The organism is Pacificimonas flava, from assembly GCF_000342165.1.
Classification (GTDB): Bacteria; Pseudomonadota; Alphaproteobacteria; order Sphingomonadales; family Sphingomonadaceae; genus Pacificimonas; species Pacificimonas flava.
Genome location: NZ_AMRV01000005.1, coordinates 155,883 through 176,229, shown reverse-complemented (window position 1 = coordinate 176,229; position 20,347 = coordinate 155,883). Strand labels below are relative to the sequence as shown.

The 20,347-nt window shown below is 65.1% G+C and carries 19 protein-coding genes; 2 read left to right on the top strand and 17 right to left on the bottom strand.

The genetic code is table 11. From position 1 onward, the window contains the following. Together C725_RS09260 and C725_RS09255 are read right to left on the bottom strand one after the other, a co-directional pair. Positions 1-1,512, bottom strand: coding sequence for a tetratricopeptide repeat protein (locus tag C725_RS09260; RefSeq protein WP_038282603.1), 1,512 nt, complete (start codon positions 1,510-1,512; stop codon positions 1-3). Between the two features lie 56 nt (positions 1,513-1,568). Then, positions 1,569-3,239 (bottom strand): AmpG family muropeptide MFS transporter, encoded by a 1,671-nt coding sequence (locus C725_RS09255; protein WP_038282709.1) that lies wholly within the window; start codon positions 3,237-3,239, stop codon positions 1,569-1,571. Between the two features lie 146 nt (positions 3,240-3,385). Here C725_RS09255 and C725_RS09250 point away from each other — a divergent pair, with 146 nt between their 5' ends. Further along, positions 3,386-4,540: an aromatic ring-hydroxylating oxygenase subunit alpha gene (locus C725_RS09250; RefSeq protein ID WP_008602253.1), complete on the top strand. Its 1,155-nt coding sequence runs from the start codon at positions 3,386-3,388 to the stop codon at positions 4,538-4,540. 85 nt (positions 4,541-4,625) lie between these two features. Beyond that, a complete protein-coding gene (locus tag C725_RS09245) occupies positions 4,626-5,852 on the top strand; it encodes a bifunctional alpha/beta hydrolase/OsmC family protein (protein ID WP_008602251.1) in 1,227 nt (408 codons plus the stop codon). Positions 5,853-5,859: 7 nt separating this feature from the next. On the opposite strand, the gene C725_RS16705 is transcribed toward C725_RS09245, so the two are convergent. The 15 genes from C725_RS16705 to C725_RS09170 all read right to left on the bottom strand — a co-directional run bounded on the left by C725_RS16705 (position 5,860) and on the right by C725_RS09170 (position 20,307). After that, on the bottom strand, positions 5,860-6,537 hold the full coding sequence (locus tag C725_RS16705; RefSeq protein WP_051051290.1) for an energy transducer TonB: 678 nt from the start codon (positions 6,535-6,537) through the stop codon (positions 5,860-5,862). A gap of 47 nt (positions 6,538-6,584) precedes the next feature. Then, positions 6,585-7,586 (bottom strand): FAD:protein FMN transferase, encoded by a 1,002-nt coding sequence (locus C725_RS09235; protein WP_008602247.1) that lies wholly within the window; start codon positions 7,584-7,586, stop codon positions 6,585-6,587. Continuing rightward, positions 7,583-8,407, bottom strand: a complete 825-nt coding sequence (locus tag C725_RS09230; RefSeq protein ID WP_038282601.1) for a DUF4198 domain-containing protein — start codon at positions 8,405-8,407, stop codon at positions 7,583-7,585. Before C725_RS09230 ends, C725_RS09235 begins: the two co-directional genes overlap by 4 nt. A 31-nt stretch (positions 8,408-8,438) precedes the next feature. Next, a complete protein-coding gene (locus C725_RS09225) occupies positions 8,439-8,951 on the bottom strand; it encodes a DUF2271 domain-containing protein (protein WP_008602243.1) in 513 nt (170 codons plus the stop codon). A 19-nt stretch (positions 8,952-8,970) separates the two neighbouring features. Continuing rightward, on the bottom strand, positions 8,971-9,624 hold the full coding sequence (locus tag C725_RS09220; RefSeq protein WP_078056228.1) for a PepSY-associated TM helix domain-containing protein: 654 nt from the start codon (positions 9,622-9,624) through the stop codon (positions 8,971-8,973). 2 nt (positions 9,625-9,626) lie between these two features. Beyond that, positions 9,627-9,965, bottom strand: a complete 339-nt coding sequence (locus C725_RS09215) for a DUF3325 domain-containing protein (RefSeq protein ID WP_008602238.1) — start codon at positions 9,963-9,965, stop codon at positions 9,627-9,629. 4 nt (positions 9,966-9,969) lie between these two features. Continuing rightward, positions 9,970-11,625 (bottom strand): PepSY-associated TM helix domain-containing protein, encoded by a 1,656-nt coding sequence (locus tag C725_RS09210; protein WP_078056234.1) that lies wholly within the window; start codon positions 11,623-11,625, stop codon positions 9,970-9,972. A gap of 26 nt (positions 11,626-11,651) precedes the next feature. Continuing rightward, entirely contained in the window at positions 11,652-11,930 is a 279-nt protein-coding gene (locus tag C725_RS09205) for a hypothetical protein (RefSeq protein WP_008602233.1), read from the bottom strand. Further along, positions 11,930-14,506, bottom strand: coding sequence for a TonB-dependent siderophore receptor (locus tag C725_RS09200; RefSeq protein ID WP_051051287.1), 2,577 nt, complete (start codon positions 14,504-14,506; stop codon positions 11,930-11,932). Before C725_RS09200 ends, C725_RS09205 begins: the two co-directional genes overlap by 1 nt. A 184-nt stretch (positions 14,507-14,690) precedes the next feature. After that, complete coding sequence (locus tag C725_RS15390) at positions 14,691-15,629, bottom strand: FecR family protein (RefSeq protein ID WP_008602226.1); 939 nt, start codon at positions 15,627-15,629, stop codon at positions 14,691-14,693. Between the two features lie 11 nt (positions 15,630-15,640). After that, on the bottom strand, positions 15,641-16,192 hold the full coding sequence (locus C725_RS09190; protein ID WP_008602224.1) for an RNA polymerase sigma factor: 552 nt from the start codon (positions 16,190-16,192) through the stop codon (positions 15,641-15,643). Positions 16,193-16,426: 234 nt separating this feature from the next. Continuing rightward, positions 16,427-16,996, bottom strand: coding sequence for a type 1 glutamine amidotransferase domain-containing protein (locus tag C725_RS09185; RefSeq protein ID WP_008602222.1), 570 nt, complete (start codon positions 16,994-16,996; stop codon positions 16,427-16,429). Between the two features lie 107 nt (positions 16,997-17,103). Beyond that, the gene (locus C725_RS09180; protein WP_008602219.1) at positions 17,104-17,748 is read right to left on the bottom strand and encodes a 2-dehydro-3-deoxy-6-phosphogalactonate aldolase; all 645 of its coding nucleotides are present in this window, start codon (positions 17,746-17,748) and stop codon (positions 17,104-17,106) included. Further along, positions 17,745-18,659, bottom strand: a complete 915-nt coding sequence (locus tag C725_RS09175; RefSeq protein ID WP_008602217.1) for a 2-dehydro-3-deoxygalactonokinase — start codon at positions 18,657-18,659, stop codon at positions 17,745-17,747. Before C725_RS09175 ends, C725_RS09180 begins: the two co-directional genes overlap by 4 nt. Before the next feature lie 22 nt (positions 18,660-18,681). Continuing rightward, positions 18,682-20,307 carry a sodium/sugar symporter gene (locus C725_RS09170; protein WP_008602215.1) on the bottom strand — a complete coding sequence of 542 codons (1,626 nt, stop codon included), beginning with the start codon at positions 20,305-20,307 and terminating at the stop codon, positions 18,682-18,684. Between the last annotated feature and the right edge of the window lie 40 nt (positions 20,308-20,347).

The window sequence follows — 20,347 nt, the reverse complement described above, 5'->3', positions numbered from 1 at the left end:
TCAGGAGCCGGCGGCATCCTCATCATCGCCCGCTTCGTCGCCGCCATTGTCGGTGACCACTTCGAGAGCCGCAGCGTCGATGGCGGTGTCCCGGGCGGCGATAAGCGCGAGCAATTTGCGCACCGCCTCCGGAACCTCTCCGTGCGGCGAGTTCGCCACGGGCGTCAGAACCGTCGCCGCCTCCTCGAACCGCTGTTCCAGAGCCAGCGACATGCCGAGCCGCGTGTTGATCTCCCCGACCTGCGGCGCGAGATCCCGTGCGGCGATGAGTATATCCTGTTCGGCCTTGCCGTTCGGCGTTTGGCTGTCCGCGACGTAGTTCAGGAGCGTCTGCCAGTGATCCGGGCGGATCTCAAACGCGCGTCCGTAGCTTTTCCGGGCCAAGGCGTGGTTTTCTGCCATGTCCCGATCCTCCTGGTGCGCACGGCGGGAATAGGCGCGGCCCATCCAGAAATGATAGTCGGCATTGTCCGGCTCCGCCGCAATCATCGGCTGCAGCTTTGCGATCGCCCGCTCCGGATCACCCGCCTCCGCCTCGGCCATCGCACCGATCCTGCGCGCAAAGGGGGTGTCGGGATATTTCTGCTCGACCGCGCGAACATCCTTCAGCCACTCCTTCGAATTGCCGACGCCGCAGCGGATCGCGGCAGCGGGAAGCAGCCCACGCTCCGCCGCGTCGGGAAGGTCCGAAACGGCAACGGTCGCCCGGCCGAATTCCCCTTCTGAAAAATCCAGACGCCGGTAGGTGATGCGTCCTCGATCGAAATAGTCCCTCAGACGTGCATTGAATTCCCTCGTGGGACCGAACGCCGCCGCGAACGCCTCGACCGATGGCACACCTGCCGCAACCTGGGTCAGATAATCCGGCATCTTCGCGTTGAGCTCCGAATCCTGCAGGATCATATGCGCCAGCAGCCAGGACTGACCGTAAAAGCTGTGGACCTCGTCGCCGGTCAGGTCCGATTTCCCGGTTAATATCGTGGCGATGGGCAGCCACTTCAGGACTTGCAGCGAATAGGCGCGGTTGCGCTCGAAGCGCCCAAGCTCGACAGTATCCCCGTCGATCCGGGCGGTCGAAAAATACTCGGCAAAACCCTCGACATACCAGGCCGGATAGGCGACGGGAAAATGCTGCATCATGAAATGATGCGCATATTCGTGCAGCAGCACGACGCTGTCGTCCGTGAACCCGGATCGGCGGCTTGCGAAGGCACAGATGCCCTTTGTACTCGCGACGTAAAAGCCCGCAGCGGAATCGGCGCCCAGATTGCCGATCGAGGTGACGTAGTTCGTCATATAGACGTTCAGCTTCGGCGCCTCGGCCTCCATGCTGACGCCGGTAAAGATGCGCAGCAGCCTGTCATAGCGCTCCAGAAGCTCGGCGCGCTCTACGAGGTCGGACTCGCTCCCCTCGCTGTAGACGCGGAACTGACGCGTTTCTGCTTCCCGCCACTTCGCCTCAGCCGGCATGGCGCACATTGCCAGCGCAACCGCCGCAACCATCCTGATCATTTGAAGTCCCCCCGGATCCAGTTGGAGGTTATCCTATGGATATCTCGGAATAATGTCTATTCCGCCATCACCGCATCGCCAGGCGGCGGCGTGGACCGGCGCTCGCGTATCCATTCCGCTATGGACAGCAGCACGGCGAAAAGACCGATACCGGCGGTCACATAGAAAATTGGCGCATAGCCCATGCGCTCGATCCCCTCTCCCAATGCGGCGCGGCCCAGCGAGCCGACCAGGAGCGTGAGCGAGGACAGGAGCGCATATTGCACGGCGCTGTACGTTTTCGACGTAATCGACGACAGATAGGCGACGAACGCCGCGCCCGCGAGGCCGCCGGCGATGTTCTCGCCGGAAATGGCGAGCATCAGCCGCGCCAGCCGCTCGTCGGCACCGAACTGACCGACCAGCCAGTAAAAGCCGCTGTGGGTGCCGAACACGTCGAGCCAGGGGCCGCCGACGGCCAGGTCGGCGTAGAGGAGGTTCGTGGCAGCCGCCGTGATCGCGCCGAAGACGACGGTAGCCATTCGGCCGATCCAGGCGAAGAAAACGGCCGACAGTGCGATACCCAGCATGGTCATGCCGACGCCGAAGAATTTCGAGGCGATGGCGACCTCGTCGTTCGTATAGCCAAGCTCGCCCAGATAGAAGGGGTAGGCGAAGGGCGCCCAGATTCCGTCCGTGATGCGATAGCTGAGGATCAGCGCGAGCACGAGGATCGAGGCCCAGCGCAGGCGTCCCGCCAGTTCCCCCAGCGGCAGGATCAGGGCCGTGTATCCATGATCGAGCGCGCGTCCGGCCGTGCCGCCATCATCGACCGTACCCGTCAGCACATGACGCCCCGTTTTCCGCCAATGTTCGAGAATGGCCGCGATGATCGCCGGGATGATGACGGTGAAGATAACGATCAGCAGCCCATAGGTCTGGATGAATTCCGTCGGGTCCGGTCGCAGTTCCGGCGGCGACGACAGCGAGCGGACCATGAAGACGATGACCGTGATCAACGCCCAGCCCCACAGGGCGCCGACGACGGCAAGGGCGGTCGCTCGAACAGGCGGGGCCACGGCCCCGGCCTGCCGCAATTCGCCCGGCCCCTCCACCTCGGCAGGGCGCGGCGTATCGGGGGCGATGAAGGTGATGAGCATGACGGCCAGCATCGACAGGCCGAAGATGAGATATGTCGTCGGCCAGGAAATGCGCGCCGCCAGCACGAGCGCCAGAGCGCCGCCCGCCAGCGCTGCGATGCGATAGCCGAACTGGTAGACGGTCGACAGGAGATCGAGCGTCGCCGTTTCGTCGGCATTGTCGACGCGCCAGGCATCGATGGCGATATCCTGCGTGGCGGCCGCGAAGGCCGCAGTGCCGGCAAGAAGCGAGAACCAGCCAAGCTGACCGTTCGGATCAAGGAGCGACAGGACCACCAGGACGCCGCCGACTATGGCCTGTGCCAGGACGAGCCAGCTTCGCCGCCGGCCCAGCCGGTCCAGCAGCGGCAGGCGCACCTTATCGACGAGCGGCGACCACAGGAATTTAAAGGCATAGGTGAGGCCGATCAGCGAGAAGACGCCCATCGTTTCAAGATCGACCTCGGCCTCGGACAGCCATGCATAGAGAGTGCCGAGAAGCAGCGCATAGGGAAGCCCGCTGGAAAAGCCGAACGCGAGCATCACCCCAAGCTTGCGGTTCCGAAAAGCACGGCCCAGTAATTTCAAGCCGCTCGGTTTGTCCGCCAATGTTCCGGTCTCCCCCACATCATGGACGGCAGCCTGTGCCGCCGCCCTTCACGCCATTCGACTACGCGTTCCGATCGGGAGCGCAACCCGCATCCCCCCAAAGGGGCCAGTTCGCCGCGCGCCCGGATAAGAGGTATAGTGCCTTCATGGATATGCCCGCTCCGCACCGCCGCCCCACGGAGGGCCAACTGAACCTCGCCCGCCGTATCAAGGGCGGGGAAGCACTGGCCATGCCGGGCGTCTCGAAACTCGACCCGGCCGTCTATACCGACCCAGGTCGATATGACGCGGAGCGGCACGACCTGTTCGAGGCCATGCCCGTCGTCCTCGCCCCCTCAGCCCTCCTGCCGGAAACGAACAGCGCCGCCACGCATGACGGTTTCGGCATGCCGCTGCTGCTCGCACGCGACAAGACCGGCACGGTTCGCGTGTTCCTGAACGTCTGCCGGCACCGCGGAACCCGCCTCGTAAACACGGACGAGGTGGTGAAGGGACCGCGCATCATCTGCCCCTATCATGCTTGGGCCTATGCTGCCGACGGACGGCTGGCCGGTCTGCCTAGAACGGACGCGTTTCCCGGCCTCGACAAATCCACGCGGGGCCTCATCGAGATGCCGAGCTTGGAGGCCGGCGGCATGATCTGGGCCGGCCTCGACCGGAATCGCACCTATGATTTCTCAACGGCGCAAGGTCCGCTGGCACGCGACTTCGACGCGCTCGGCTTTGCCGGCATGCACCTTTACGCGCGCCGCACGCACGAGGTCGCCGGCAATTGGAAGCTGATCATGGATGCGTTTCTGGAAAGCTACCATGTCCAACGTCTGCACCAGAACTCCATCGCGCGCTTCTTCGGCGATGGCGAGGGGGCGGGCGACCAGATCGGTCCGCATCAGCGCTCGCTCGTCACGCGGAGGTTCGAAGAGGGCGAGGTCGATATCGAGGATTGGCAGGCGCTGCGCCGCATCGGCACCTTCACCTATCAGATGTTGCCCGCGACCGTCATCATCTGCTCGCCCGACTATGTGAACGTCATGGTCATCATGCCCCAGGGCGTGCGGCACACGCTGGTCGAAGATTTCATGCTGATCCCCGAACCGCCGCAAAGCGAAAAGGCGGAGGACCATTGGCGGCGCAGCTGGGCGCTGCTGGACGGGCAGGTTTTCGGCGAGGAAGATTTCGGCGCCGTGCGCCTTAGTCAGAAGGGTCTCGATTCCGGTGCAGTGGGCGAGGTTCTGCTGGGCGGGCTGGAACAGGGCCTGAAACGCTTCCATGATGCCGTGGAGGCGCAGATCCGCGGCTGAGATCCGCCCCCCCGAAGCGGGGTGACGGGGGCCAAGGGGCGCCTTAGGCTGCCCCCCTCAGCAGAGCGGATGAGGAGGCACGCGCTTGGCAACGAGGCGCATCGAATTCGACAATGGGCGCGGCACGGTGCTGGCCGGCGCACTGGAATTGCCGCCGGGGACCGTGCGCGGCGCGGCGCTCTTCGCCCACTGCTTTACCTGCACGCAGCAAAGCCGGGGCGCGATCAACATCAGCCGCGCACTCAGCCGGGCCGGCATCGCGGCGCTACGCTTCGATTTCACCGGCCTTGGCGGTAGCGACGGCGATTTCGGCAATTCGGGTTTCCCGAGCGATGTCGAGGACGTCGTTGCCGCCGCCAGGTGGATGGCGGAGCGTTTCGACCTGCCGCTGCTCCTGATCGGGCACAGCCTGGGCGGGGCGGCGGTCCTTGCCGCCGCCGGACGGGTTCCGGGCTGCCGCGCCGTCGCCACCATCGGCGCGCCGAGCGACGTTCCGCACGTCACCGGCCAGTTGCATGGCGATCTTGCCGCCATTCAGCGCGATGGTCAGGGACCGGTCGAGATCGGCGGACGCCCGTTCCGCATCAGCGCGACCTTCATCGCCGAAACCAAAGCCAGCGACCTGCTGCCCGCCGTAGAGGCACTGCGAATGCCGCTCCTGTTCCTGCATGCGCCGCGCGATGAGATCGTCGCAATCGATCATGCGCGAAAGCTGTTCGTGGCGGCAAAGCATCCGAAAAGCTTCGTCAGCCTGGACGATGCCGATCATCTGATGACGCGCGAGACCGACGCCCACTATGCCGCCGACATTATTTCGGCCTGGGCGCGCCGCTACCTGCCGCCTCGCCTGTCGGAGGCACCGAAGGACGGCGTGCTCGTCACATCCGGTCACGGCAAGTTCGGGACACAAGTGGCGACACCCAGCCACGCGTTCGTCGCCGACGAACCGAAACGCGTCGGCGGCGACGATCTGGGTCCGACGCCTTACGACCTGCTACTCGCCGGGCTCGGCGCCTGCACGTCTATGACGCTGAAGCTTTATGCCGAACGGGAGAACATTCCGCTTGGCGATATCGAGGTGCTGCTGCGTCACGAACGCGACCATGCGGAGGATGCCGGTCACCCGGTAGAGCCGGACGCGCAGATACAGGCGATTTATCGAAGCATACGCCTCAGCGGCGAGGCGCTGACGGGAGAGGACCGCGCGCGGCTTCTGAAAATCGCCGACCGCTGCCCCGTTCACAAAACCCTGACCGGGCATCTTCACATCCATACGACGGTTGCGGAGGAAAAGGCGGGATCGTCCGGTTGAGGTGCGCCTAGCTGCCGAGCGCAAAGGTCACCGGCACCAGTACCCAGGCCGCAACCGGTTTTCCGGCCTGGCGCGCCGGCAGGAAGTTCCATTTGCGCACGGTCTTGCGCGCAGCCTCGTCCAGCCGTTCGAAGCCGGAACTCTCCTCGATCTCGAGCGCACCTGCCCGGCCGTCCTCGGACACCAGAACGCGCAGGATCACGATGCCCTGTTCGCGGTTCCGGCGGGACATGTACGGATACTTCGGACCGGGATTGCCAAGCTGATCGGCCGAGAAGTCCGGCGGCGTCACCGGAACGGGCGCTGCCTTCGGACCGGGTGGCGCAGGCGCCGGCTCCGCTGCGACGGAGGCCAGAACGGGCGTCGCGACCGCGCGCAAGGGCGCCGCGATCGGTGCCGTTCGGGGCAGATCTATCTTCACATCGGGCGGCGGCGCCAGCAAGAGATCGGGGGGCGGCATGTCGAGCACGAGTTCTTCCGGCTGCGGCACCGTCTCCGGCGCGGGGGCGGCGGAGGGATCGGGCTCAACGATAAATGTTTCCAACGTCACCGTCGGCGGCGGCGCGACGGGAATGGCACCGAGGACGATTCCAGCCGCCACACCCGCAATGTGCACACCTGCAAGCAGCCCGATCAGCGGCCAATTCAGCCCGCGTCGTTCGCCGAGGAAACCGGTTGGGATCATTGCCTTTCTCTCTCCGGCGACGCTCATCGAAATATTGTTACTGCAAGTCAAGTGCAGGACCTGCCGGCAGCGCGGCGCCAAGCGCGGCTGATCACCGCCGCACCGCTGCATGAAATGAGGCGCGCGGCGAGATTGTGACGATCGGCGAAGGCCAGCCCGGCCTCCTGCCCCAGCACAAGGAGCGTGGTGGCAAGAGCGTCGGCCTGCATGCACGACCCGTGCAGAACCGCCGCGCCGGCCAGCTCGTCATCCAGCGGCGCTCCTGTCAGGGGCGACAGGCTGTGGTGCCAGCTGCGGCCGGCGGCGCTGCGCCGCCGCTCCCAATGTCCCGAGCTTGCCACGGCCCCTTCGCACAGGCCGATGCGAACGGACGCGCCCGTTTCTCGCGGCGCGCGTGCAAGGTCCACCCACCAGGGCTGGCCACCCGGCTTCACACCGCGTGCGGCGACCTCCCCGCCGATCTCGATCATCGCGCTGCGTATGCCGAGATCTTGCAGACGGCGCATCGCCGCGTCGACCGCGTAGCCCTTGGCGATCCCGGAAAGGTCGAGGCGCAGCCCGCCGGGCTGCCGCAGCAGGCAGCCGGCCGCGTCGAAGCGCAAGGCCCGCCAGTCGAATGTTCGAAGGACCGGCTGCGGCAGCGTACGCGGAGCCGGCGATGCCCCGAACCCCCAGCTGTCGCTGACGGCGCCGAGCGCTGGATCGAACGCGCCCCCGCTCGCGCGCGCCACGGCAAGCGCGCATCCGATCACCGCTGCGAAGTGCGCGGAGAGAGGCACCCACGTCCCCGCCGCGGCCGCGTTGAAGCGACTGAGTTCGGAGACCGGATTCCACTGGCTCATGGCCATGTCGATATCTGCGCAGACCGAAACGATCGCAGCGCGAAGCGCGGCCGCGCCCGGGCCGTCCGCATCCTCGACGACAGCGGCAAGGCGCCACTCGGTGGCGAACGCCTGACCCGCCAGGCGGATTATGCCGCCCGCCGGCCGCCGCAGCACGGAGGCCTGAAAGGGTGGGATCACCACCTCCGGGGCGGCCGCAAGGCTCAAAGCGGCAGGACCTCAAGCACCGCGGAGTAACTCGCGCGGCGCACATCGATCCGGGGGTCGACCGGGGTGCCAGCATCCGCTGCCGCCTCAAAATACCAGAAGCCCGGCGCATCCGCGGTAAAGGAGACGATGCCGTCCTGATCCGCCGTCAGCATCTGCACCCTCGCATCGTCGCGGTAGCGGGTGCCGCCCGGCACGATCTCCACCTCCAGACCGGCTGCCGGCTCGCCGTTCAGCAGAAAGCGGAACTGCGCTTCCTCGCCGACGACGAGGTCATTCGGATGGCTGACCGGAACCATTTCCAGCCCCTCACCGATCGGCTGCAGCGCAGTGTCGTTCGGCGCGCCAAGCGTTGCAAAGGTTTCGATTCGCGCATCGGTGCGGGATACGCGCACATCCTGCGCCTCTGCCGGAATCGCGCCGTCGAGATCGGCGGTGGTCCCGCGCCAGCGCTTCTCCTCACCGTTCAGCGTGTACCGTGCCATGATCTGATCGCGGCGCAGCGCGATGCGATAGGTGCCCGCCATCTGGAGGGATACGTCGAAGACGCTGCGATATTCGCCGGACCCGATGACGTTCGGCGCAACCGCCCGACCGTCCGGCCCCGTAATCTCCAGTCCGCTGAGTGGCAGGGCATTGTGTTCGAACAGGAACAGGCCGTTCGAGGATGCGGCATCGACGGTCACGGTTTCGCTGTCGCCGGACAGGACCGTGGCGGACGGCAGCAGCCAGCGGCGGTGCGCATCGGCCGGAACAGCCATGAGCAGCGTAATCGCGGGCGCGGCGGCGCCAAGGGTCATGAGGAAGGTCTTCAGTCGCATAGGGTGGTTCCTTGTGCTTTGGCGGACGGGATCAGGGTTTCAGGGTCAGGCGAACGCCGCCCAATTCGGACTTGCCGTCCGCAGACAGGGTCTCGCCGCGCCGTGGCGGCCAGACGAACGGGATGGTCACCGTCTCGCGTCCACCGACCTCTCTGGCGGCCTCCACCACGAGCCTGTACGTTCCGGGTTTCAGCGTGCGGAGCGGTTGGCGGTCGCCGCGATGTTCTGCGCTATGCGTGCCCGGAGCTTTCGTCGGACCGCTGACCCCGTCGACGGGCATGTCCAGCGAACGTCCGGACCGGCGCCACCAGGTACGAAGGTCGGCCAGCCACTTCTCGCCCTCCTCTCGCGCCATGCCGGTATCGTACCAGACGCTGAGGTTCGCGGCGGTCCTTCGCGCATCGTCCTCGATCCACATGGCAACATAGGGCCTGTGATATTCCGCGACCGAAAGGCGCGGAATTTCGACCGAGACCTCCAGACCGGCCGCCGCCGCGGGCACAGCGGCGAGACTGCCGATGGCGGTGAAAAAGACGGATTTCATGACGGACGCTCCCTCCCTTTTAGGAATGCACGAAAACGAGAAGAAGGACGGTGGGGGCAATCACGCCCAGGCCGACGATCGGCCATGTCGACGGCCGATTCTTCGCGTGCAGCTGCAATAGGAAGAAGCCGGTGATGCAGAAGATCAGACACGCCGCCGAGAAGATGTCGAGGAACCAGCGCCATGCCGCTCCCGTGTCGCGCCCCTTGTGAAGATCGTTCAGCCAAGCGACCGTGCCGCGATCGGTGCGCTCGTAAAAGACCGCACCATCGGCAAGATCGACCGCCAGCCAGCCGTCGCCGCCGGGTTGCGGCAAGGGCACGTACAGCTCCTCCTCACTCCATTCAGGCGCCCGGCCCGCCAGAGTCACCGACAACTCGCTCTGCGCCCAGCCGCGAAACGGAGCCGGCAGCACGGCCGCGCCGTTTGCGGCCGCAAGCCGGCGCAGAAGCATCGGGGGCAAGACGGATTCCTGTGTCGTGACGACCGGTTCGGCTTCGATCTCGCCCGCGTGGTTCAAGGTGATCCCCGTCGCCGCGAACAGCAGCATCCCGACAAGGCACACCGCACTCGACATCCAGTGCCAGCTATGAAGCTGCTTCACCCAGAACGGGGAGAGGCGCCGTCGCCGCGTGCGTGCGGTTTGGGGCCGGTTAGGGGTCCGCGCATCCATGATCAGACACGCCCCGGCAAAACGACGAGCAGCGCCAGGATCAGAAGCAGGACCGAAACGGCTGCGGCTGCAAGCGGCAAGGCGCGCGGCCTGTAGGTCAGCATCAAGAGTACGCCGGTCGCAGCAACGGTCAGGACGCCGAACCATTCCGTCAGCGCTATCCCTTCATTCGGGAGGAGGGCGAAGGGCAGCGGCGACAGAAGAAGAAGTCCCCAACCCGCTGGAGCGCTGAAGCGGCCGAACGCGCCGAGGCGGCGAACCGTCATCTGCTGCCGGTGCCGGCCCATCGAGAAGGCGAGCGCAAAGAAGGCGAGGAACGACAGGCAAAGTGAAATCGGCACCGCGCTACTCCGCCGCCTGCGCCGTATAGGCGGACGCCGCAGGCATGAGCGGCGGCTGTGAGGCAATGGCGCGAGGCCGGTGGAGGGCCACCCTTCTGGCAGCCTGTAGCAGACAGATGCCGGTGACCAGCGCGACGATATCGAACCCGGCATAGATCCAGTTGCCGGATACCAGCGTATTCCCGAGATGCGCGCGGGTCGTAATCGCATTCAAGACCGGGATGCCGGCGAACAACAGTCCGCCCAGCGACAGCTGCTCGATCCAGGCGCGCTTCAGGGGGCGGATCAGCGGGTGCAGCAGACACAGGCACCAGACGGCGAAGAAGGCGCGAATCTCCCATTCGCCGCGCCCTGCAAGCCCGGTCGGAAGCAGGCGATTGGCCCAGAAATAGGCAGCCACCGCGATGAACAGGCCGGCGACGCCGGCGACGTTCATGTGATCGACGAACCGATGCCCGCGGCCCGGCGGGGCACCGCGCAGACGCTGCGCCCGTTTTACCGACCACAGGATGAGGCCGCTGCCGACCATGATCGTACCGCCGACACCGGTCAGGAAGAACAGCCAGCGGAGGGTCGGTGCGGCGAACCGCGCGCGGTGCAGACTGCCGAGCGCGGTATCGACACGCGCGGTCAGCGTCTCCGGCAGGTCTTCCTCGCTCTCCAGGCGTTCACCGGTCCGTCCGCCGAACCGCATCTTGACGGCACCCAGCCCGCCGCTGCCGCTGTGCTGGATCAGCTTGTCGTTCCAGGTCGGCAGCAGCTCGACCATCGCCCCGGGTCGGCCCGGATCGGTTATGGTGATCCGGCTGACCGGCTGGCCCCACAGCTTTTCGGCCTCCGCAAGCATCGGCACGAGCGGCGCGAGCGCAGCCCCGCCGGCGACATCGCTGGCAGCGCGGTTCTGAAGCGATTCGATGTGCGCCGCTTCGAGCGCGCGTGCCGCCCCCCGCTCGCCGCGCCGGTCCTCGCCGCCGGCGAACCGCTCCGTTAGCGGCAGCAGGGTGGAGGCGAACAGCAGCAGGCCGGAAAAGGTGATCATGATGTGGAAGGGCAGCGACAGGACGGCCGTGGCGTTGTGCGCATCGAGCCAGCTGCGCTGCCCCTTCGCCGGCCGGAACGTGAAGAAGTCCTTGAAGATCTTCTTGTGGGTGATGATGCCGCTGATGATCGCGACGAACATCGCCATCGTCGCAAGGCCGACGATCCAGCGCGCCCATTCGCGGGGCAATGCGTAGAGTTCGAAATGGAAGCGATAGAGAAAGTTGCCGCCGGCCGTTTTTCGCGGCGTCAGCACGGCGCCCGTCGAAGCATCGAGGATCAGGCTTTCGCCGCCGCCCCGCCGGCCACCGCCGCGGCCGCCCCTGCCACCCCGCTCTTCGCCCCTTTTTACGTCGAGGCTCTGGCGGTCCTGCCATGATATCGAAACCGTATTGCTGCGCGGCGTCGGCAGACCGATGCGCCAGCTCCCGGCGTCGGGCGCGCGCTGCTGCAGCGCCGCGACAGCCAGCTCTGCGGCCTGGGGAGACGGCACAGAGCCTGCGAGTTCAGGCTGCATCCACGCCGTCACCTCCTGCCGAAAATAGGCGATCGTGCCGGTCAGGAAGACGGCGAAAAGCAGCCAGCCGAGCACAAGGCCGGCCCATCCATGTAGCCACGACATGCTCTGGCGCAGGCTGCCCTCCCCGGTCACGAGCGTAGCGCGAGAAGGATTGCGAGAAGCGCGGCGGAGACAATGACCGGAATTCCGATGCCGGCCCATGCCCGGGCGGCGCTTTGCGCGGAAAAGGCCCAGATGATCGCGGCGGTGAAGATCAGGAAGCCGGTCATCTGCGCCAGCGTGACGGCGTCCCGCCCAGGAAGCGGCAGCGCAAAGGCCAGCGCGGCCGCCCCGAGAGAGGCGGCCGCGTAGCTGCCGAGCACTCCCGCGGCGATCCGGGACAGAAGAGCGGTACGCGTTGGCCGCATCAGAACGTCATTTCCGCCTGCAGGAACGCGCGCCGCTCATTGCCCCAGACGATCGTGCCGCTGTTGAAGTAGCGCCGGCGGTCATAATAGACCTCGTCAAAGACGTTCTTCAGCTGCGCACTCAGCTTGAACTGTCCGCCAGCCAGCGGCCGCGTGTAGTAGAGGCCGGTGTCGACGAGAACGTAGGACGGGTTCCAGTCGGTTTCGCCCGCATCGTTGAAGCCGTTGTTCACACGGTCGTAGAGTTTCGCGCCGGCCCCGAAGCCAAGCGTCCCGCCATCGTCCCAGCGGAAAATATCGAACCGGTTCCACAGCGTCAGGCTGTGCTCGGGAACGTAGGGAAGCTGCTTTCCGACGTTCGCTTCGTCATTCGAGCGCACGATGGTGGCATCGAGGTACGAATAACCGAGCGACGCGGACCACCAGGGCGCCAGCACGCCGCTGACGGAAATTTCGAAGCCGTCAGATCGCTGAAGCCCATCGAGAAGATTGTAGCAATAGAGCGGATCGCCCGGCGTGATCACGTTGGTATCGCACGTATCGGGATTGGCCGCCCGCGCGACATTCTCTCGCTCCAGCCGGAACAGTGCAATCTGCACGATGCCCTGCTCGTCGAAGATATCCCGCTTGAAGCCGATTTCGTATTGCCTGCCGCGTTCCGGATCGAGGAGCAGCTCGCCATTTTCGTCGTTCAGGGTCAGGCTGCCTTGCGGCTGGAAGCTCTCGCCATAGCTTGCATAGATTGTCGAACTGGCGCCGATGTCCTGCATGATGGCGAAGCGGGGCGACCAGGCCTCCACATCGCTGCGCGTATCCTCGCCGCGCTCCATCGTGCGCCAGTCGTCTATCGTGCCGCGACCGAGATTTTCGTACCGCGACCAGCCGATCGCCGCCATCAGGCGGGTGGTGCCGTTCGGCAGCGTAATCAGGTCCTGAACGTAGAGATTATAATCCCGCCGCTTGTCCCAGGGTACGGCGAACACCGCCTCGTCCAGCAGGAACGCACCCTCCCAGTCGCTGTAAACCGGATCGACGATATTGAGGTCGGGCGGCGTCAGGGAGCGCGGCTCGCCCTCACAGTCGTCCGAGGTCGTGCTCTGCCCGAACAGGCAGGACAAATAGCTGGGAATGTAGGAGGAGCGCGACCGGGTCTGCCCGTAGCCGCCACCGACCAGCCATTCGTGCGTCAGGCCGAACGTGTCGAATTCGCCTGATATGTCGAGGCCGACGGAAAGGTTCTCGATCTCTGTTTCCGGCGAACTGTTGCGGCCCATGCTGACATAGCGCGGCACGTTTCCGTTCTCGTCGGCCGTGGTCGGCGTGCCGCCGCGCCCGCCGCCGACGATCCGCGTATTCTGATACCATTGATCGGACCGCTGGAAGTTGGCGTAGGCGTTCACCTTCAGCGTCTCCGAAGGCTTCCATTCCGCATCCCAGATAAAGGTGTGCGTGGTCCGCACGGCACGGTCATCGAGGTTGCCCCAATAGAAATCGCGCGGAATGGGGAAAAATTCGCCCGTTTCACTATCGAGCTTGTTGTTCTCCTGCTCCGGGACGGATTCGAAATCGTAATATTCGTAGGTGAACGTCGTCGAAAATGCCTCCGACGGCTTCCAGGTCAGAGCGGCGAGCGCGCTGACGGGGTTCGAGAAGATGTGGTTCTGGTCGTCTTCGTACCGCGAGTAATTGCCCACGGCGCGGTAGAGGAGCGTGCCGTCCTCGGTAATCGGCCCGGTGAGGTCGATGGAGCCGCCATAACTGCCCTGGCTGTCCGTGTTCGCCTGCACCTGATAGCGCGCGAAATCCTTTGGCCGCTTGTAAACGTAGTTCACCACGCCGCCCGGCTGCGCCGCACCGTAATAGAGCGCGGCCGGCCCGCGCAGCAGCTCCACGCGCTCCAGATTGTCGGCAGCCCGGTTCTGCGAACCGAGACCATAGGCGCGCTGGCCGTTGATGAGCGTCTGGCCCGCGCCGCCGAGCTCGAAACCGCGCACGTTGATCGAGCGCGAGATGCCCTGGCCGATGTCCGCATTGGTGCTGGTCGTCGTCACGCCGGCGAAGTTCTCCAGCGTTTCAAAAATGTTGATGTCCGCCCGCTCGTCGATCAATTCCTCGGTCGCCTGATTGATCGTAAAGGGGGTGCGCCGAAGCGGAAGGTTCAGCTTCGTCGCGATGGACGAGGGCGCCGGCGCATAGGTTTCTTCCGGCTCGATCGCCGTTTCCGTGACGGTCACACCCTGCAACCGGACGGCATTGGCCCGGTTCGCCTGCGGTCCCGAGGCGGCGGATGCGGGCGGCCCTGCCGCGCGGCGCAGCACAATCCGTCCGCCCGCCGTAATTGCGTAATAGAGGCTCGTGCCTGCCAGAAGCCGATCGAGTCCGTCCCGCGCCGTCATGGCTCCGGAAAGTGCGGGCGCCGTTTCTCCGTCCACCAGCGCCGGATTCAGCACCATGTCCAGGCCCGCCGCCTCACTGAGTTGCAGCAGCGAACTTGCAAGGTCGCCCGCCGGAATCGCGAATTGCACCGTCCGATCAGCAACCTCGGCCTGCGCTGCGGCGGGTCCGGCCAAAGCCATGCCGGATATCGCTGCCGGCATGGCAGCCGACCGCAAGAACACACAGATGAGCCCGGCGTGCCGGGCCTTCCTCGATCCAATCACCGAAATCCCCCGAAACCTTAATAATGCGAATGCTTCGCAGTCTTGTTTCAAAGGGTATGACGCTGCCGCCCCGGAATCCGGTAAGCCGACCGAAAATTTTTTAGAAAATTATGGTTCCGGCGATCGGCAGGGTGCGCACGCGCAGGCCGTATTCCGCCGCCACGGCATCGACGGCCTGCTCCGACCGGCGCGCGTCGAAAACGGCACTGACTTGCCGCCCCCCGCCAGCGCCCGGCATCAGCGTGACCGGCTGGTAGGAATACCGCGCAAGGAGTTCCGCAGCCTGCTCCAGCGTCAGCCGATCGACGATGATCCGGCTTTGCTGCCAGGCGGAGGCGAGCGCTGACGAGGATCCATGCTCCTCAAGCGTCCCGTCCCGCACGCGCACGGCCTCTCCTGGGTTCAATATACGCGGCGTGCCCTTCGCGGAATCCACCTTGATGGCGATTTGATGCTCGATGGCCGTAATGTCGGTCATGCCGCCGAGTGTATTAACATTGAAACGGGTCCCGAGGGCCTGCACACTCGTATCGCCCACCTGTACCAGAAACGGGCGCGCCTCATTCGGCCCGACAGCGGTCGGCGCGAAATGCGCCTGCCCCCTCAACAGGACGAGACGCCGTTCGGAGCCGGAATAGGCGACCTTGATGGCGGTCCGGTGATCCAGAAGAACCTCGCTGCCGTCGGCCAGACGGACGGCTTCGGTCTCTCCCGCCGTGCGGTAGTCCGCCGTCATGCGAAGCGAGACAGCCGGATAGATCAGGATGGCGAGACAAGTCGCAATGGCAGCCGCCGCCACCACACCGGGATGCAGCCGCCAATAGGGGGCGCGTTCGTCCAGGTCATCTTCCCGAGAGGGTGCCGCGAACGCCCCCTCGTCAAGCAGGGCCCACGCCTCCCGCGCGCGTTCGAATGCGCTGCGGTGGTCTGCCCCCCGGCGAAGCCAATCGGCGAGAGCGGCATGGGCATCGAAGTCCTCCGCCTGACTACGAACCACCCAGTCGGCTGCCTGCTCCTCGATTTCCGTGTCGGACTGCAAACGGTCCTCGCCTAATTTTCTTTCCTCAGGGGTAAGACGTTTGGCGCATTCGGTCCGGTAATGGAATCCTCACCATACCTGAGGGCCGCCGCCGCGGCCTTCACGGCGCGGGCAAGGTGTTTCTGGACGGAACTTTCGGAAATCCCCAGGATGTCTGCCGCTCGGCGATAGGATTTCCCCTCCAGCCGGACCATGCGGACGATCTCCTGCGTCAAGGGCGGCTGCGCGGCGATCGCGCGCTGGACGCAGCGCAAACGCTCGCGGGCCAGAAGCGCGTCTTCCGCGTTCGGAGTGTCATCGCACAGCCCGAAATGCGCCGCCTCGACCGGCTCGAACCGGCCCCGACGCGCCAATTGGCGTTCCCGGTCGGTCGCCAGATTGGCTGCCATTCGGTAAAGATAGGCCCGCCGGTTGGCCACACCGGGCGCACCGCCGCGTTCGGCGAGCCGCACGAACAGTTCCTGCACAAGGTCGGCCGCCGCTCCGCGATCCCGCAAGCGACGCAGCAGGAACGTGAACAGTTCCTCATGGTGCAGTTCGTATATATCTGCGACCGAGTCCAATGCGCGCCCCCGATGTCTCCTCCACACCGGGTAGCTCTAATGCGAACCACTCGCAACATATATATGGCAGGTGCAGTCCCCAGTCGGCCCGCAGCTTTGAAGATTGAGTCACGATCGTCTGGGAACGAGGGCGCGTGTGGGTCGCCTCACCCATACTCGTCCTGGTCGTTCCCGTGCCGCCGCTCTCCTGCAGTTCAAGGCGGATGCCGCAGGAGAGCGAATGGGATCTCCGGATCAGGCGCTCCGCTTCTGTCCGGCGTGGCGCCCCTCGGCGAATTCCTCGACGATCTTGCTGCAGAAGGCCGGAAGGTCGTCAGGATTGCGGCTGGTGACGAGGCCCTTGTCCACGATCACTTCGCTATCCGTCCAACTTCCGCCGGCATTGCGGATATCTGTCTTCAGCGTCGGAAAGGAGGTCAGGGTTCGTCCGTTGAGAACATCCGCCTCCACGAGCGTCCAGGGTCCGTGACAGATGGCGCCGACGGGTTTTCCCTGCTCGAAGAAATCGCGAACGAAGGCGACCGTCTTCTCGTTTCCCCGCAACTTGTCGGCACCGACAGTGCCGCCAGGGATCACAAGCCCGTCGAAATCGCTGGCGGACACTGCATCGACGGTCTTGTCGATCGTGTAAGTCGATCCTGCATCGAGATCGTTGTTCACGGTCTGCGCCTCACCCGATTCGAAGCTGACGACCGTCACCGTGCCGCCCGCCTTTTCCACCGCTTCGCGCGGCTTCACGAATTCCGGTTCTTCCGTACCGCGCGGCGCCACGAGGATCGCGATTGTCTTGCCGTCCAGGGTCATACGTCCATACTCCTTGCAGGGATTGAGAAGCCGAGGCCGAGGGCACCGGCACGCAAGGTCATGAACGGATGAGGCGCGCGGCAGTTGCGAGCGATCCGCCGCCAAAATCAGATCGTGCCGGCAGCCTGCAATGCTTCGCCGAACGCGTCCGCGCGGCTGCGAACATCGGATGCCGACATACCGGGCTTGTAAAGTGCAGATCCGAGCCCGAATCCGGAGGCGCCCGCACGCAGCCAGGGTTCGCAATTGTCCGGGCCGATGCCGCCGACCGGCAGTACACGCAGATCCTTGGGCAGCACGGCGCGCATCGCCTTCAGAACGGCCGGAGAGGCGCCCTCCGCCGGGAACAGCTTCAATGCGCTCGCCCCTGCTTTAACCGCAGCGAAGGCCTCGCTGGGGGTGGCAATGCCGGGAATGGACACCAAGCTGCGCCGTGCGGTCTCCGCAACGACGTCCGCATCGTAATTGGGGGAGATAATCAGCTGTCCGCCGACATCCTCGATCCCGGCGACCTGCGATGCATCGAGGACCGTACCGGCGCCGACGAGAACGGGACTGCCCGAAAAGCGCTTCGCCAGCCGCTCGATGGAAACGAAAGGCTGCGGCGAATTCAGGGGCACCTCGATCAGGCGAAAGCCGCCGTCGACGAGAGCGTCGCCAATCGCCTCGACCTCGTCGGGGCGAACACCGCGAAGGATCGCTACCAGCGGAAACGCGTCCATGGCGGCGTAGAAATCGTCGATCATGCTCATACCCATAGCTTTCTAATGGCTGTGATACCGGCCACGAAGGCTTCGTGACTGTCGATCAGGACCGCACTGCCGCCAAGCGCCTCGATAGCAGCGCGGTAAAGGCCGCCCAGTGCCGGGTCGGACAGGATAAAGACGGTTTCACCGGGGCTTTCCTCCAGCCGGACGGACACGTCGCTGCCGAGAAGAATGCCGCTGCAAAAGGACGCCGCATCGGCCTCCGGCAGATCACCGAGCACACTCGCGGCGCGCACGGAAAACAGCGAGGCGGCGACATCACGGCGTGCGCCTTCGTGCACACCCCGTACGAAGGCCGCATCGGGCGTGACCTCCGACCCCAGGAACGCCGATAGCACGCTGCCGCCGCGAAGAAGCGCGAACAGTTCGCCCGTAATTGCCGTCGTGAAGCTCGCTATCTTGCCGCCGCGCATCATCGCCCATTTGCAGTGCGTGCCGGGCTGGCAGAGGAGACTGTCGGGCAGGACCATGCCGCTCACCGCCGCGCCGAGAAGCTGCACCTCCTCTCCGCGCATCACATCGGCGCGCGCACCGGACGCGCCCTCACCGCGTATGGATACCCCCGGAACAATGGCGATGCGGCCCTCCATCCGGCGAATATTCGCCACCAGGTCGGGAAGGCCGGCGGGCGCCGCCGCATAGGGAACGTCGCACCAGCCGATCGTCGACCCGGCCATGCCGGCAATCAGCACCGGCAGGTCGCCAAAGCGCCTGCGATCGGCCGCGATGATCGCGGCATAATCGGTTGGGGCGAGAACCTTCACTCCGCGATCGTCACGTTCGGTGGCGACGACCTTGCCGCCCTCGATGCGGTAGACGCGCCGGTTGGTGGTTCCCCAATCGATCGCAAGAAAGGCATCTTCGCCTGTCCCGCCCGTGCCGGAATTTTCAGCCATAAGGTTTCTTTCCGTCACCCCGTTACCACCATGTCGCATAAAGTGCGATGAGGACCAGGATGACGCCAAGGCTCGCCAGGTTGAAGCTGCGGGACGTGGCGTAGGTGACGCCCGCCGTCTCGATACGGTTCGCCTCCGCCCCGGCCGGCCGCATCAGCGACGCCATGACGGCGAGGCCGAGACTGATGAAGAACACGATCAGCATGCGGTCCATGAACGGCACGGCGTTCAGCGGCACCAGCGCCGGCAGCGTTCCCGACCAGTCGAACCACATCAGGAACGACAGGACGACGGAGGCGATCGCCGCCGTGATCGCCCCGGCTTCGCTGGCACGCTTCCAGAACAGGCCCAGCATGAAGATGACCGTGATGCCCGGCGTGAAGAAGCCGGAGAACTCCTGGATGAACTGGAACGCCTGGTCGGCGCCGCCCAGAAGCGGTTTTGCCGCGATGATGCCGATCAGGATGGAAACGCAGGCCGTGATCCGGCCGACGAAGACCAGATGGCGTTCATCGGATTTCTTGCCGGTATCGTCTTCCGCCTCCGTCTGCTTGCCGCGATATTTGGCGTACAGATCGAGAGTGAAGATCGTTGCGATGGAATTGATCTTGGATGCCATGGACGCAATGATCGCAGCGATCAACGCCGCGAAAACGAGGCCGAGAAGTCCGGGCGGAAGCAGCCGCATCATCGTCGGGAACGCCGCATCGGGTCTGTCGAGATCGGGCGCCAGCAGCACCGCGGCAATCCCCGGCAGAACAATGACGAGCGGCATCAGCAGCTTCAGAAAGGACGCGAAGACGATACCCTTCTGCGCTTCCGGAAGATCCTTCGCGGCCAGGGCGCGCTGGATGATGTACTGGTTGAAGCCCCAGTATGACAGGTTGGCGATCCACATGCCGCCGACAAGGACGGAGATGCCGGGCAGATCGCTGTAGAACGGATTGTCCGGCGAAAGGATCATGTCGAACTTTTCCGGCGCGCGCCGTGTCAGTTCCGCGAACCCGCCGACGATCCCCGCATCGCCGCCAATCTCCGACAAGGTCAGCGCGGACACCGTCAGACCGCCCAGAACCAGCAGCGTGACCTGCACGATGTCGGTCAGCGCGACGGCCTTGAGGCCACCGCGAAGCTGATAGAGCAGCGCGAACAGCCCGAGGACGATCAGCGCCAGGGTCTGATCGATGCCGGCGATCTGCGTCACGGCGATGGAACCGAGCCACAGGATCGAGGTCAGATTGACGAAGATGTAGAGCGCCAGCCAGAATATGGCCATCAGGGTGCGAATGCCGTCGCCATAACGCTGTTCCAGGAACTGCGGCATGGTGTAGATTTCGTTCCTGAGGAAGATGGGAAGGAAGAACTTGCCCACGATCAACAGGGTAAGAGCGCCCATCCACTCGTAGGACGCGATGGCGAGGCCCACGGCGTAACCCGACCCCGCCATGCCGACGATCTGCTCGGCGGAAATGTTCGCAGCGATCAGGGATGCACCGATGGCCCACCAGGGCAGCGACTTCGACGCCAGGAAATAGTCGGACGTATCCTTTTCGTGGCCCGACTTATCTCGCGAAACCCATTGCGCCAGGCCGAAGATTCCAACGGCGTAGACAAGGATGACGACGATATCGATCGTCGATAACTGCATTTACGGCTCCTCCCCGGGATGAGCATGGTGGAGCCGATCC

Coding starts and splice junctions, on each gene's coding strand:
- C725_RS09210 (WP_078056234.1), bottom strand. CDS start 11,625: ATGTCGTGGCTACATGGATGGGCCGGCCTTGTGCTCGGCTGGCTGCTT.
- C725_RS09185 (WP_008602222.1), bottom strand. CDS start 16,996: ATGACCCTGGACGGCAAGACAATCGCGATCCTCGTGGCGCCGCGCGGT.
- C725_RS09230 (WP_038282601.1), bottom strand. CDS start 8,407: ATGCGACTGAAGACCTTCCTCATGACCCTTGGCGCCGCCGCGCCCGCG.
- C725_RS09170 (WP_008602215.1), bottom strand. CDS start 20,307: ATGCAGTTATCGACGATCGATATCGTCGTCATCCTTGTCTACGCCGTT.
- C725_RS09250 (WP_008602253.1), top strand. CDS start 3,386: ATGGATATGCCCGCTCCGCACCGCCGCCCCACGGAGGGCCAACTGAAC.
- C725_RS09260 (WP_038282603.1), bottom strand. CDS start 1,512: ATGATCAGGATGGTTGCGGCGGTTGCGCTGGCAATGTGCGCCATGCCG.
- C725_RS09175 (WP_008602217.1), bottom strand. CDS start 18,659: ATGGCTGAAAATTCCGGCACGGGCGGGACAGGCGAAGATGCCTTTCTT.
- C725_RS09225 (WP_008602243.1), bottom strand. CDS start 8,951: ATGAAATCCGTCTTTTTCACCGCCATCGGCAGTCTCGCCGCTGTGCCC.
- C725_RS16705 (WP_051051290.1), bottom strand. CDS start 6,537: ATGATCCCAACCGGTTTCCTCGGCGAACGACGCGGGCTGAATTGGCCG.
- C725_RS09220 (WP_078056228.1), bottom strand. CDS start 9,624: ATGGATGCGCGGACCCCTAACCGGCCCCAAACCGCACGCACGCGGCGA.
- C725_RS09180 (WP_008602219.1), bottom strand. CDS start 17,748: ATGAGCATGATCGACGATTTCTACGCCGCCATGGACGCGTTTCCGCTG.
- C725_RS09205 (WP_008602233.1), bottom strand. CDS start 11,930: ATGCGGCCAACGCGTACCGCTCTTCTGTCCCGGATCGCCGCGGGAGTG.
- C725_RS09200 (WP_051051287.1), bottom strand. CDS start 14,506: ATGGCTTTGGCCGGACCCGCCGCAGCGCAGGCCGAGGTTGCTGATCGG.